The following is a 12,845-nucleotide window of genomic DNA, read 5'->3' on the forward strand; positions in this document are numbered from 1 at the left end:
CCTGTTCCTCGGTCAGCGGGTCGGGCCGCTGGCCCTGTCCGCAGCTTTCAGGGGGAACGGCGTCTTGCGCCAGCCCGATGGACCGGTTTTCGCCGGCGAAACGACAGACGCCGCAACGCGCGCGCAAATGCGGAAAACCCTCCGAGGGTCGCAGCCCTCCCCCTTTGATCTTGATGGAATAACGCCACAAGGGCTATGTAGCCAAAGACCGAATTTTCCCTTTGGTATTCATCCGGGTTATGCCTATGGCCAGCAAGCGAAGCTATCGCCAGCCAACGCTCAGACAGATCGAGGTTTTCAAGGCGGTGATCGAGGCCGGCACCGTCAGCCGGGCCGCCGAGCTGCTGCACATGTCGCAGCCTGCCGCCAGCAAGCTGTTGTCCAACCTCGAGGCCGACCTGGGCTTCAACCTGTTCGAGCGCCGCAAGGGCTTGCTGACGCCCAACGACCGGGCGGCGCGATTCTATCTTGAGGTGGACCGGATCTTTACCGGGCTGAACCAGATCGGCCGCATCGCCGAGAACCTGCGCCGCGAGGAACGCGGGCAATTGGTGATCGGGGTGCTGCCGGCGCTGTCGGGCCGCTTCATCTGCGCGGTGGTGGCCGAGTTCCGCCGCGCCTATCCCGATGTGGCGCTGACCATCCACGCCCGCAGCTCGCAGTTCCTGTTCGACTGGATGCGCGGCGGCCATCTGGATGTCGGCATCCTGACCGGCCATTTCGAGGATGACCATGTCGAGGCCGAGCGCATCCTGGACCTGCCGCTGGCCTGTTTCATGCCGCCCGACCATCCGCTGGCCGCGCAGGCGGTGGTGGCGATCGAGGATATCGGCGACACGCCCATCGTCTCGTTCATGTCGGGGGGCCATACCCGGCTGGTGCACGACCGGCTGTTCGAGGCTGGCGGCCTCACCCCGAATGTCTCGATCGAGGCCGCGACCGCCCAGACCCTGGGCGAGCTGGTCGCCGGCGGCATGGGCATCGCGATCATGCACCCGATCTATCGCGAATCGCTGGGCGACCGGGTGGTGATCCGCCCGCTGGCCGGGGCCGACCGCGGCGATTTCAAGCTGTGCCGGATGAAGGGCGGCCGCAATCGCAAGCTGGTCTCGGCCTTTCTCGACTGCGTGCGCCAGGTGTCGCGCGACTTCGAGGCCCGGGCCGTGGCCGGGGTTCCCCAGCCCCGAACCTGACCGAAAAGGGCCCCGGCAGTCGGAGTGACTGCCGGGGCCGGACCGCATGGTGTGGGGAGGGAGGTTGCGGCCCTATTCCGCCTTCAGCACGCTCGCCTCGGTGATCGGCGGCACCAGGTTCAGCGCGCCTTCCAGCTTGTAGCCCAGGTCCAGCTTGTCGCTTTGCAGCCAGACCTGCTGCAGGGTGAACAGGGGGATGGCGCAGATCTCCTGATGGATCAGCCGCTGCGCCTCGGACCAGTCGGCCAGCTGCTTGGTGGGATCCAGTTCCGCGCGCGCCGCCTCGATGGGCGCATCGGCCACCGCGCAATGCGAGAAATTGGTGATCGCGGTCGGCTTGCCGACGATGGCGGCGGAATCGAAGAACTCGGTCAGGAAGGTATCGGCGATCGGATAGCGGGCCGAGCCATAGAAGGTCACGCCGGACACATCCTTGCGGATCATGTCGTGATAGGTCGGGTGATCGACGACCTGCATGTCCAGCGTGATCCCGGCCTCGGCCAGCTGCGCCTGGATCACCTCCATGATCGGCAGCTGCGCGTTCAAACTCGAGACGACGGCCTTGACCGTCACCCCGTTCGGATGCCCGGCCTCGGCCAGCAGTGCCTTGGCCTTTTCAATGTCATAGGGGTAATCCCAGCCGGTGCAATCGGCGCCAAGGTAATTGGTCGGCACCACCGAGCAACCCTTCGGCCCGACGTCGGCGCCGACGAAGGCCACGATGTCATCGACGTTCACGGCCCGGGCGATGGCTTCGCGCACGCGGTGATCGTCCAGCGGCGGGATGGTCATGTTCAGGTGCAGCATCCGGTATTCGCCCGGCCCGAACACGTTGACGATGGCCCCGGGCTGCTGGCGCCAGCGTTCGACCCAGCGCTGTTCGCGCTTGCCGGCGATCAGGTCCAACTCGCCCGAGGAAAACGCCAGCTCACGGCTGGAATCCTGCGGGATCATGCGATAGTCGATCCGGTCGATCTTGGGCGCGCCGCGGAAATAGTCCGGGTTCTTTTCGAAGGTGACGTTCTGCTGGGTGGTGTGCTGGACGAATTCGAACGGCCCGGTGCCGACCGGCTTCTCACCGAAATCGGCGCCTTCGGCCTCGGCGGCCTTCTTGCTGACGATATTGCCGCCGTGATAATTGGCGACCAGGCCCAGAAAGCCCGGCACCGGATGGTCCAGCACGATGCGCACCGTCAGCGGATCGACCGCCTCGATGGTCTTGAACGCCTCGTAGCCGGCGGCAAAGGACGACCGTTCCGGGTCCTTGGCGCGCTGCAGCGAATAGACCACGTCATCGGCGGTGACATCGCCCCAGTCGCCGTGGAACTTGACGCCCGGCCGCAGCTTGAACACCCATTCCTTGCCATCGGGCGAGCTGGTCCAGCTTTCGGCCAGGTCCGGTTCCAGCTTTTCGGGATCGGCGCTGCCCGGCGGGAAACGCACGAGGCCGTTGAACAGCCAGCCGACCGGCCCCTTGTCATTGACCGTGGTGGCCCGGTGCGGGTCCAGCGTCACTATATCAGAGGCCTGCACCGCGACCCGCAGCACCGTGTCCTGCGCCAGGGCCGGCATCCCGCTCAGCGTCAAGGCGCAAAGGCTGCCCCAGAGCGCCGCTTTACCCGTCATCTTCATCCGTAGTTCCTCCCCTTGGCCGCGCATCGCCGCGGCGGGTTTCCTCGGCCCTTAAACAGGGCAGGAAGACCCATCATGTCAAATGCAGGTTGATTGGTGCGGTATCCGCCTGGGTTATACCGCGAGGGCCGCGGGTTGATATAACCGCGGCGAATAATGCACGAAAATTTCCCACTTTGCCTTCTAATCCGGCGCTGGCTAGCGTCCACCGGGAATTCGGGAGGACAGGGATGGAAACCGCTGAAATCATCATCGTCGGTGGCGGCGTCGTCGGTTCGGCCATTGCCTTCGGGCTGCTGCGCCGGGGCCATGACGTGCTGCTGATCGACGGCAACAACAACGATTTCCGCGCCTCCAAGGCCAATTTCGGCCTGGTCTGGGTGCAAAGCAAGGGGGCGGGCTTTCCGGAATACCAGGCGGTCAGCCGCGCCAGTGCGCTGGCCTGGGCCGATTTCGCGCAGGATGTCCGCGAAAGGTCCGGCCTGCCGCTGGATTACGAGCAAAAGGGCGGGCTGGTGTTCTGCCTGGGCGAGGCCGAATGGGAAAAGCGCAGCGCGCTGAACGACCGCATCGCCCGCGAAAGCGGCCACAGCAACCGCCATGCCGAGATGGTCGAGCGCCCCGCGCTCGAGCGGCTGCTGCCCGGCGTCACGCTGGGTCCGGAGGTGGTCGGCGCCAGCTTCGGCCATGACGAAGGCCATTCGAACCCGCTGCACCTGCTGGCCGATCTGCACGCCGCGGTCGGGCGGATGGGCGGGCGGCTGCGCTTTGCCGATCCGGTGCGCGGCATCGCACCGCTGGCCCAGGGCTTTGCCGTCGAGACCGGCGCGGCACGCTTCGAATGCCAGCGCGTCGTCGTTGCCGCCGGCCACGGCACCGCCTCGCTGGCCTTGCCGCTGGGGCTCCACATCCCGGTGCATGAGCAGCGCGGTCAGATCCTGGTGACCGAGCGCATGGCCCCGTTCCTGCCGCTGCCCGCCAGCGGCTTGCGCCAGACCCGCGAAGGCACGGTGATGATCGGCGCCACGCAAGAGGATGTCGGCTTCAACACCGACACCACCGCCGAGGCGACCGCCAAGCTGGCGACCCGCGCCACCCGCATCATTCCGGCGCTGGCCGACAAGGTGATCGTGCGACAATGGGCCGGGCTGCGGGTGCTGTCGCCCGACGAGGCGCCGGTCTATGCGCAATCCGACCGCCATCCGGGCGCCTTCGCGGTGATCTGCCATTCCGGCGTGACCCTGGCCGCCTTTCACGCCAACGAACTCGCCGAGGCGGTTTCGACCGGCATCATGGCCCCGGTGCTGCAACCCTTCGGGACGGAGCGATTCCATGTTCAAGCGCGTTCCTGACGCCGCCCCCCCCACGCTGGGCGTCACCGTGGACGGGACCCCCGCCGCCGCCTTTGCCGGCGAGACGGTCGCCAGCGTCCTGACCCGGCTCAGCCCCTATCGCGCCCGCTCGAACCCGGTCAGCGGAGAGGACCGCGCGCCCTATTGCATGATGGGCGTCTGCTTTGAATGCCTGGTCCGCATCGACGGATCGGCCGCCGTGCAATCCTGCCTGATCCCCGTCCAGGACGGGATGCGGATCGAGCGCCTGATATCGAGCGAACAGCCATGAGCCTGGATGCGACCCGGAATTACGACCTGATCGTCATCGGCGCCGGTCCCGCCGGCATGACCGCTGCGGCGACGGCGGCCGCGCAGGGCCTGGCCGTCTGCGTGATCGACGAACAAAAGGCCCTTGGCGGCCAGATCTGGCGCGGGATCGAGGGCAATGCCGGCACCGCCATCGGCCGCGCGCTGGGGCCGGATTACCTGAAGGGCGCCGCCACCGCCCAGGCGCTGCGCCAAAGCGGCGCGGAGCTGTGCCTTGGCGCGCAGGTCTGGCAGATCGAGCCGGGCTTTCGCGTCTTCCTGTCGCAAGACGGCCGCTCGCGCCGCATCGACGGCCATGCCCTGCTGCTAGCGACCGGCGCGCAGGAACGCCCGAACCCGTTTCCCGGCTGGACCCTGCCCGGAGTGATGACGGTCGGCGCGGCGCAGATCCTGCTGAAAACCGTGCAAAGCATCCCCGACGGCCCGGTCTGGGTCGCGGGTACCGGGCCGCTGCCGCTGCTTTATATGGCGCAGCTTCTGGATCAGGGCGGCCGCATCGCGGGCTTTATCGACACCGCGCCCGCCGCGAATTTCCGCCGCGCCCTGCCGATGGCGCCGTCGCTGCTGCGTTCGCCCAAGGGCTTGCTCAAGGGCCTGTCCTGGCTGCGCAAGCTGCGGCGGCATGGCGTGCCGCATTACAAGGCCGCGCATGGGCTTGAGGCGATCGGCGACGGCCGGCTGCAACGCCTGCGATTCACCACCGCCAAGGGCCAGCGGATCGAGGCCGAGGCCGCACTGCTGCTGGCGCATGAAGGCGTCGTGCCCTCGGTCCACATGGGCATGGCCTTGGGCTGCGCGCATGACTGGCGCGAGGATCAGGCCTGTTTCGTGCCGCGTCTGGACGCTTGGGGCGAAACCTCGGTGCCGGGCGTCTTCGTCGCCGGCGACGGCGGCGGCATCCTGGGCGCCGATGCGGCGGTGGAACTGGGCCGCATCGCCGGTCTGGGCATCGCCCGCAAGCTGGCGGCGCTGGACGGTGCCCGCGCCAATGATGCCGCCGCGCCGGCCCGCAAGGTGCTGCGCAAGCTGGCGGCGATGCGGCCTTTCCTGGACGCGCTCTATCGTCCGCGCCCCGAGGTGTTCCTGCCCGCCCCCGACACCGTGGTCTGCCGCTGCGAATGCCAAAGTGCCGGGGCGATCAGCGCCGCCGCCGCCCGTGGCGCGCGCGACCCGAACCAGGTCAAGATCGCCACCCGCGCCGGCATGGGCCCCTGCCAGGGCCGGCAATGCGGCTATACGGTCGCGGCACTGGTGGCGCAGGCGCATGGCCAGCCGATGGGCAGCGTCGGTTACCTCAACATCCGCGCGCCCTTGAAGCCGATCACGCTGGGCGAGGCGCGCGCCCTGGGCGAAGCATGAAGGAAGGACAGCGGATGCGGGTCGGGATCGTCGGCGCGGGCAATATCGCCAAGGCCTATCTGACTTATCTGACCCAGGCCGGCCACGACGCGCGCCTGTGGTCGCCCAGCGGCCGCAGCCTTGCCGCCTTCCAGGGGCAGGATGTGCTGCGCGTCAGCGGCGCCTTGCAGGGTGAATTCCCACTGCGCCGCGCCCGCGATGCCGCCGAACTGGCGCTAGCGCAGGTCATCGTGCTGGCCCTGCCCGCCAACGGCCACCGCATGGCGATGGACGCGCTGCTGCCGCATCTGACCGCGCAGCATACGGTGATCTTCAGCGGCCACCTGTCCTTTGCCTGCCTTTATCTTGCGCGCCGGCTGGCCGAACGCGGGCTGGAGATCCCGCTGATCGCCTGGAACACCACCGCGATGACCTGCAAGGCGCCCGACGCGCCGCATATCCGCATCGGCACGCTGCGGCCCAGGGTAGACATGGCGGTGATCCCGGCGGGCCAAGCCGAGGCGGCGCTGGCGACCTGCCGGACGCTGTTCGGCGACCGGTTCCGGCTGAAAGCCGATCTGCTGGAGATCGCGCTGTCGAACCTGAACCCGCAGGTGCATCTGGCGATGGTGCTGTGCAATCTGACCCGGATCGAGCGGGCCGAGACCTGGCACCAGAACAGCATGGTCACCGAGGGCGTCGGGCGGCTGATGGCGGCGCTGGACGCCGAGCGGCTGGCCATCGCCGCCGGTTTCGGCAAGGCGCTGGCACCGCAGCTTGATCCGGCATCTGGCCATGCCTCGGTCGAGGCGCTGTATCAGTCCCGCGTCGCCGCCGGCACCGACCCGCTGGGACCGAAAAGCGCCGACACCCGCTATGTCACCGAGGACGTACCCTTCGGCCTGGTCCCGACCGTGGCGCTGGCGCGGATTGCTGGCGTCCCGGCCCCGCTGCACGAAAGCGCCATCGCACTGATCGACGCCTGCTATGGCTGCGATTTCGCGGCGCAGAACGACATCCTGGATGATGTGGAGTTGCCAAAAGCGCCGGGCCAGCCAAGATAGCCGTTCCCCAAATCACCGCAATGGGCGACAAAAGCCGCATAGAAGCGATCCTTGGCAAAATTCTCGAGGCCGTCGGGCAGGCCGATGACCGCGGCAGGCCCGCCGATTACATCGAGCAACTGGCCTATGTCGACACGCGGTATTGCGCGCTGTCGGTCTGCGTAGCCAACGGCAGTCAGATCAGCGCGGGCGACCACGCCACGCCGTTTTCGATCCAGAGCATTTCGAAGGTATTCACGCTTGCCATCGCGCTGGGGCGGCATGGCAATCAGCTTTGGCACCGAGTCGGACGCGAGCCGTCCAACTATGTCTTCAATTCGGCACAGGCACTGGAAACCCGCGCAGGCATCCCGGCCAATCCTTTCGTGAACTCGGGCGCCATTGTCGTCACCGACAGTTTGCTGGTTTCGGGCTCGCCGCGCGAAACGCTGGCCGAGATCCTGCATTTCGTGCGCTACGCCGCATCGGACGACGACATTTTCATCGACGGCGCGGTGGCGGCCTCGGAAAAGCGTACCGGGCACAAGAATTTCTCACTGGCGCATCTGCTGCGCGCCTATGGCAACCTGACGCAGGAATGCGACGAGACGCTGGGCACCTATTTCCACCATTGCGCCATCGCGATGACCTGCGCGCAGCTGGCGCGCTCGGGGCGGTTTCTGGCCGGCGTCCAGCCCGGCGGTACGGTGATCGCGCCGACCCACCTGCGCAGCATCAATGCGCTGATGTCGACCTGCGGGCATTACAACGGCTCGGGCGAGTTTGCCTTTCGCGTTGGCATCCCGGCGAAAAGCGGGGTCGGCAGCAGCATCCTGGCCATCGTGCCGCGCAGGGCCTCGATCACGGTCTGGTCGCCGGGGCTGGATGATTACGGAAATTCGAAACTGGGGCTGGCCGCGTTGGAGATGCTGTCCGAGCGCGCCAAACTGTCCATGTTTGCGGTGGATTAAAGGGCTTGCGAATTCCCGACCCTGTCGGGCCGGGGACAAGCTATATTCATGTGTGCGTCAGACTAGTCCTGCGTATTCCTGCCCGATCACGTCCTCCAGCAGCGCCTCGTCGACAAGCCGGCCCTGATCCATCATCCGGCGGTGCACGTAGCCGACCAATTTGCTGCGGTTGCGCAGGTCGAAATCCAGTGCCCGTGAGGCCAGCTTGCGGCGCAGCTCGGTCGGCCAGACCTGATCCTGCCGGTGCCGTTCGTCGCAAAACGAGAACATAGGCTGGCCGGTGCCGGCGCGGCCCTGTCGCGCGGCGGCAGTGGCCTGGGCGTCGATGCTGCCATCCGCGGCAAAGACGATGCCGAAAACATCGGCCGCCCGGTCTTTCGACAGCATCCCCTCGTCGATTTCGACAGCCAGCGCCTTGATGGGCGTTGTTGCAGAAGTCAGTGTGTGAGCGCAGTTTCCCCTTTTCGCGTTGAGTTCATGCCACGCGTTTGATCTCGGCGGATCCGAGGGCATTGAAGCGGTTCATGAGGGCGATGCGGATATGGATTTCGGCGGTCTGGCGGTCCGGGTCTCGTGATGAGATGCGTTCACCGAAGGCCTTGAGGCAGCGCATCCTTGCCTCGATCCTGCTTCGGACGTGATAACCTGACCAGCGCTTCCATATGGCCCTGCCCAAGCGCTGGGTTGCCCGGAGGATCTCGTTGCGCGCCCTGGCGGCGGGGCAATCCTCCTTCCAGAGACGGCCATTCCGCCGGATCGGGATGATGGCGGTGCCGCCTCGATCCAGGATCGCGGTGTGGCAGCGTCGGGTGTCAAAGGCACCGTCGCCGGTGACGGTGCCGATCTGTTCATCCTCTGGGATCTGGTTGAGCAGGTCGGGCAGAACAGGGCTGTCGCCTTCACGGCTTGTGGTGAATTCGACGGCGCGGATGTCACCTGTAGCCGTGTCCATCGCCAGATGAACCTTACGATATTGGCGTCGGCGATGCGGGCCATGCTTGCGGGCAAGCCATTCCCCATCACCAAGAAACTTGATCCCGGTGCTGTCCACCAGCAGGTTCAGCGGCCCCGGCGCACGGCGGCTCGTGATCTGAACCGTGATGCGCTTCTGCCTGCGGCTCAGGGTCGAGAAATCGGGCACCCGCCAGTCGAGCCCGGCCATCGAAAGGATGCTCGCCACCATCCCTGTCGTTTGCCGGAGAGGCAGGCCGAACAGAACCTTCACCATCAAGCAGAACTGGATCGCGGCATCAGAGAAGACCGGCGGCCGACCATTGCATCCGGATTTGGGTGCGCGCCAAACCATGTCCTTGTCCAGCCAGATCAGAAGGGACCCGCGCCGCTTCAAGGCATCGTTGTAGGACTTCCAGTTCATCGTGCGGTAGCGGGTCGGCTAAGGCTTGCTCATACTCGCCCCTTAGCCCACTGGATTCGCAGTGTGAATCCCTCAGAAAACGGAGTTCTGCAACAACGCCGGTAGCTTGCCAAACGTGGAATGGCTGCTCGGGGACCGGGGCTATGACGCCGACTGGTTCAGAGACGCGTTGAAAGACAAAGGGATACGCACCTGCATCCCCGGCCGAAAGCAGCGCAAGACGCCCGTGAAATACGACAAGCGACGCTACAAACGGCGCAATCGCATCGAGATCATGTTCGGCAGGCTCAAGGATTGGCGACGTGTGGCGACCCGATACGACAGATGCCCAAAGGTCTTCCTCTCCGCCATCGCACTCGCGGCGCTCGTCATTTATTGGCTATGAGTCCTGAGCCTAGAGTCGAAGCGTCTCTGATTTCCGCTCCAGTTGACTGAAGGGCGACATCGGACGTGATGGGGTGGCAGTTTGGAAAGGGGGCACACAACCCGTCAATCCGCCTGCGGCCCGGGAATCCCGGCCGGAAGGTCGGGCGCGGCTCCGGTGACCGGCGCGGCCGCGCGGTTCAGGCGGCGACCGGCTGGGGTCTTCGGCGCAGACGAAGTCCGGCGAGGTCGTCGATCAGCGTGTAGAGCACCGGAATGACCAGCAGGCTGAGCAGCGTCGAGGTGATCAGTCCCCCGATCACCACGATGGCCATCGGCGCGCGGAAACTGGGATCGGCCCCCAGCCCCAGGGCGATGGGCAGCATTCCGACGCCCATCGCGAAAGTAGTCATCACGATGGGGCGTGCCCGCTTGCGGCAGGCGTCGAGCAGCGCGTCGAGCCGGCCAAGCCCCTCGTCGCGGCGCAGCGTGATCGCATATTCGACCAGCAGGATCGAGTTCTTCGTCGCGATCCCCATCAGCATCACCATGCCGATCATTGCCGGCATGCTGAGGTTGGTGCCGGTCAGGAACAGCGCCAGCAGGGCTCCGGGCACCGACAGGACCAGGGCGCCGAGGATGGTCAGGGGCTGCGCCCAGGCATGGAAGAGCAGCACGAGGACGATGTAGATGCAGGCCACGCCCGCGCCCATGGCCAGGGCGAAGCCGCGCCCCAGTTCGTTTGAGGTCTCTGCCTGTCCGCTTTCGCTGAGGATCATGCCTCTGGGCAGGTCGATCCCGGGCAGGATCTCGGCGACCCTGGCCTGCACCTCGCTCAGCGGCAGGCCGTTCAGGGCGATGACAAAGGTCACGTTGCGGCGCTGGTCGAGCCGGTTGATCTGTGCCGGGGCGCTGTCGAAGGCAAGCTCGGCGACTTCGTGCAGAAGCACCGGCCCCTTGGAGCCCGAGACCGGAATGCGGCCGACGGCCTCGATGTCGGAAGCCGCATCCTCTGTCATGCGAACGACCACCGGCACCTGGCGCTGGCCGAGGTTCAGCCTGGGCAGGAAGCGGTCGAGATCGCCCTGCGTGGCCACGCGCACCGCCTCGGCGATGGCTTCGGTGCTGACCCCGCGTTCCGCCGCCCGCAGGCTGTCGGGCCGGATGACGATTTCGGGGCGTTGCAGGCTGGCGCTGCTGGTGACGTTCCCGATGCCCGCCAGCCCGCGCAGGGCCTTTTCGACCACGGCGCCGTATTCCTCGAGCAGCCGGTTGTCCTCGCCCGAAAGCACAAGCGTGTAGGTCTCTTCCGACACCACGTCGATCCGGGCGCCCGCCACGTTCCGCACGGCCTCGCGCAGCTCGCGTTCGATGTCCTGCTGGGTCAGGCCGGGACGGTCGCCGCGCGGGGTCAGGCTGACGGTCAGCGTTGCCGTCCGCGCCTCCGGCACACCGGCCCCCGGGTCATCCGAGGCGCCGCCCGCGCCGATGGCCGTGAAGACGCCGACGACCTGCGGATGCCCGGCCACGGCGCTGCGCACCTCCTCTGCGGTCGCCAGGGTCTGGTCATAGGTGCTGCCCGGGGGAAGCTCGACCGTGATGCGGATCTGCGACAGGTCGCTGGCCGGCATGAAATCGCCCTGCGTCGCGCCCGAGAAGAGGGGCACGAAGCTGGCAAGGCCGAAGAGGCCGACCAGGGTCATGGTTGCCGCGCGGTGCCCCAGGCACCATCGGGCCAGGCGCAGATAGGGGGCGATCCAGACCGGCTCGCGATGCGTGTCGCGGGCCGGACGCAGCATGTAGGCCGCCATCATCGGTGTCAGCATCCGCGCCACGAGCAGCGACACCAGCACGGCCGCCGAAGAGGTCCAGCCGAACTGCACGAAGAACTTGCCCGGCAGGCCCGGCATGAAGGCGGTGGGCAGGAAGACCGCCACAAGCGTGAAGGTCGTGGCGATGACCGGCATGCCGATCTCGGCCGCGGCCTCGCGCGCGGCCTCGCGCGGGGTCTTGCCCAGCCGGAGGTGGCGCATGATGTTCTCGACCTCGACGATGGCATCGTCGACCAGAACGCCGATCACCAGCGACAGCGACAGCAGCGTGATGATGTTCAGCGTGTAGCCCATCCATTGCATGAACAGGAAGGTGGGCAGGATCGAGAGCGGCAGCGCCAGGGCGCAGATGAAGGTGGCGCGGAGATCGCGCAGGAACAGGCCCACGATCACGATCGTCAGCGCAATGCCTTCATAGAGCAGCGACATGCTGCCGTGATAGTTCTCCTTCACCGGCTCGACCGAATTGAAGGCCTCGACGAAGCGGATGTCGGGATAGGCCTCGGCCAGCTCGTCCACGGCCGCGCGCACGGCCTCGGCGACCTCGACATCGCCCGCGCCGATCGCCCGCAGGATCTGGAAGCCGACCACGGGCTTGCCGTCGAGAAGCGCGCCGCTGCGCCGCTCGGCCTCGCCGTCAGTGATGCTGCTGGCCAGCTGGTCCAGACGCAGGACCTGTCCGCCCGGCAGGGGAATGTCCAGCGCGCCGAGATCGGCCACCGTCCGGATGTCGAGCGTGGCGCGCAGGTTCTGCTCGCCCTCGCCAAGGCGCGCGCGGCCGCCCGGGGCATCGACCAGCAGCCCCGCGACATGGCGCGAGACCTCCGCCGCGCCCAGCCCCAGCGCCACCAGCCGGTCGGGATCGAGCTCGACCCGGGCTTCGCGCGAGACGCCGCCCAGCCGCGCGACCGAGCCGACCCCCGCCACGGCCATCAGCCGGCGCGTCACCTGCTCGTCCACGAAGCGCGACAGCGCCTCGTCATCCAGCCGGTCGGAGGCGACCGTGAAGGTCAGGATCGGGGTGTTGCGGAACTCGATCAGCCGGGCCACCGGGTCGGTCGCGGCGGCCGGCAGATCGCCACGGACCCGGGCCACGGCAGCGCGGGTGTCGTCCAGCGCCTCCTGCGAGGGCTTCTCCAGCCGGAACTCGGCCGAGACGATGGCGGCGCCGTCCTGGACGACGGTGTGAAGATGCCGCAGCCCCTGCATCGTGGCCATGGCGTTTTCCAGCCGAGCGGCGACCTCGGTTTCGACCTGTGCCGCGGCCATGCCCGGGACCGTGGTCGTGACCGAGACGAAGGGAAGGTCCACGTCGGGAAAGTTCTGCACGCGCGCATCGAGAAAGGCCAGCAGCCCGCCGATGGTCAGCAGGGCGAAAAGCAGGACCGAGGGAACGGGATTGCGGATCGACCAGTCGGAGATGTTCATCGCCCCCTC

10 protein-coding genes and 1 pseudogene are annotated in these 12,845 nt (G+C 67.1%); 7 read left to right on the top strand and 4 right to left on the bottom strand.

Translation table 11 applies throughout. The annotated features are described in order from the left end of the window. The first annotated feature begins 245 nt into the window (after positions 1-245). Positions 246-1,193 carry a LysR family transcriptional regulator gene (locus tag ACNKFW_RS19645; protein WP_010400218.1) on the top strand — a complete coding sequence of 316 codons (948 nt, stop codon included), beginning with the start codon at positions 246-248 and terminating at the stop codon, positions 1,191-1,193. A gap of 72 nt (positions 1,194-1,265) precedes the next feature. On the opposite strand, the gene ACNKFW_RS19650 is transcribed toward ACNKFW_RS19645, so the two are convergent. Further along, positions 1,266-2,825: an ABC transporter substrate-binding protein gene (locus ACNKFW_RS19650; protein WP_010400217.1), complete on the bottom strand. Its 1,560-nt coding sequence runs from the start codon at positions 2,823-2,825 to the stop codon at positions 1,266-1,268. A gap of 230 nt (positions 2,826-3,055) precedes the next feature. On the opposite strand from ACNKFW_RS19650, the gene ACNKFW_RS19655 reads away from it, so the two are divergent. From ACNKFW_RS19655 to ACNKFW_RS19675, 5 genes are read left to right on the top strand one after another with little or no spacing between them, the layout of a single operon-like run. Continuing rightward, the gene (locus ACNKFW_RS19655) at positions 3,056-4,177 is read left to right on the top strand and encodes an NAD(P)/FAD-dependent oxidoreductase (RefSeq protein ID WP_010400216.1); all 1,122 of its coding nucleotides are present in this window, start codon (positions 3,056-3,058) and stop codon (positions 4,175-4,177) included. Then, positions 4,158-4,448, top strand: a complete 291-nt coding sequence (locus tag ACNKFW_RS19660; protein WP_010400215.1) for a (2Fe-2S)-binding protein — start codon at positions 4,158-4,160, stop codon at positions 4,446-4,448. Before ACNKFW_RS19655 ends, ACNKFW_RS19660 begins: the two co-directional genes overlap by 20 nt. Next, positions 4,445-5,845, top strand: coding sequence for an FAD-dependent oxidoreductase (locus ACNKFW_RS19665; RefSeq protein WP_114669504.1), 1,401 nt, complete (start codon positions 4,445-4,447; stop codon positions 5,843-5,845). The genes ACNKFW_RS19660 and ACNKFW_RS19665 overlap by 4 nt, the downstream gene beginning before the upstream one ends. Positions 5,846-5,859: 14 nt before the next feature. Beyond that, positions 5,860-6,888: an NAD/NADP octopine/nopaline dehydrogenase family protein gene (locus tag ACNKFW_RS19670; RefSeq protein ID WP_418025730.1), complete on the top strand. Its 1,029-nt coding sequence runs from the start codon at positions 5,860-5,862 to the stop codon at positions 6,886-6,888. A 20-nt stretch (positions 6,889-6,908) separates the two neighbouring features. After that, positions 6,909-7,838 (top strand): glutaminase, encoded by a 930-nt coding sequence (locus ACNKFW_RS19675; RefSeq protein ID WP_418025732.1) that lies wholly within the window; start codon positions 6,909-6,911, stop codon positions 7,836-7,838. A gap of 57 nt (positions 7,839-7,895) precedes the next feature. On the opposite strand, the gene ACNKFW_RS19680 is transcribed toward ACNKFW_RS19675, so the two are convergent. After that, the gene (locus ACNKFW_RS19680; RefSeq protein ID WP_418025734.1) at positions 7,896-8,351 is read right to left on the bottom strand and encodes a hypothetical protein; all 456 of its coding nucleotides are present in this window, start codon (positions 8,349-8,351) and stop codon (positions 7,896-7,898) included. Beyond that, a complete protein-coding gene (locus ACNKFW_RS19685) occupies positions 8,314-9,213 on the bottom strand; it encodes an IS5-like element ISPpa3 family transposase (RefSeq protein ID WP_418025736.1) in 900 nt (299 codons plus the stop codon). The genes ACNKFW_RS19680 and ACNKFW_RS19685 overlap by 38 nt, the downstream gene beginning before the upstream one ends. A gap of 103 nt (positions 9,214-9,316) precedes the next feature. Between ACNKFW_RS19685 and ACNKFW_RS19690 the strand changes: the two are divergent. Next, positions 9,317-9,598, top strand: a pseudogene (locus ACNKFW_RS19690) (transposase); the annotation flags it as partial. Positions 9,599-9,776: 178 nt separating this feature from the next. On the opposite strand, the gene ACNKFW_RS19695 reads toward ACNKFW_RS19690, so the two are convergent. After that, on the bottom strand, positions 9,777-12,836 hold the full coding sequence (locus tag ACNKFW_RS19695; protein ID WP_418025738.1) for an efflux RND transporter permease subunit: 3,060 nt from the start codon (positions 12,834-12,836) through the stop codon (positions 9,777-9,779). Positions 12,837-12,845 lie beyond the last annotated feature (9 nt).

The sequence above is a fragment of the Paracoccus sp. TD-10 genome, assembly GCF_048270675.1.
GTDB classification, from domain to species: Bacteria; Pseudomonadota; Alphaproteobacteria; order Rhodobacterales; family Rhodobacteraceae; genus Paracoccus; species Paracoccus pantotrophus.

Excerpts from the sequence above, each read along its gene's own strand:
- ACNKFW_RS19685 (WP_418025736.1), bottom strand. The coding sequence starts at position 9,213 with ATGAACTGGAAGTCCTACAACGATGCCTTGAAGCGGCGCGGGTCCCTT.
- ACNKFW_RS19650 (WP_010400217.1), bottom strand. The coding sequence starts at position 2,825 with ATGAAGATGACGGGTAAAGCGGCGCTCTGGGGCAGCCTTTGCGCCTTG.
- ACNKFW_RS19660 (WP_010400215.1), top strand. The coding sequence starts at position 4,158 with ATGTTCAAGCGCGTTCCTGACGCCGCCCCCCCCACGCTGGGCGTCACC.
- ACNKFW_RS19645 (WP_010400218.1), top strand. The coding sequence starts at position 246 with ATGGCCAGCAAGCGAAGCTATCGCCAGCCAACGCTCAGACAGATCGAG.
- ACNKFW_RS19675 (WP_418025732.1), top strand. The coding sequence starts at position 6,909 with ATGGGCGACAAAAGCCGCATAGAAGCGATCCTTGGCAAAATTCTCGAG.
- ACNKFW_RS19655 (WP_010400216.1), top strand. The coding sequence starts at position 3,056 with ATGGAAACCGCTGAAATCATCATCGTCGGTGGCGGCGTCGTCGGTTCG.
- ACNKFW_RS19695 (WP_418025738.1), bottom strand. The coding sequence starts at position 12,836 with ATGAACATCTCCGACTGGTCGATCCGCAATCCCGTTCCCTCGGTCCTG.
- ACNKFW_RS19680 (WP_418025734.1), bottom strand. The coding sequence starts at position 8,351 with ATGCCCTCGGATCCGCCGAGATCAAACGCGTGGCATGAACTCAACGCG.
- ACNKFW_RS19670 (WP_418025730.1), top strand. The coding sequence starts at position 5,860 with ATGCGGGTCGGGATCGTCGGCGCGGGCAATATCGCCAAGGCCTATCTG.
- ACNKFW_RS19665 (WP_114669504.1), top strand. The coding sequence starts at position 4,445 with ATGAGCCTGGATGCGACCCGGAATTACGACCTGATCGTCATCGGCGCC.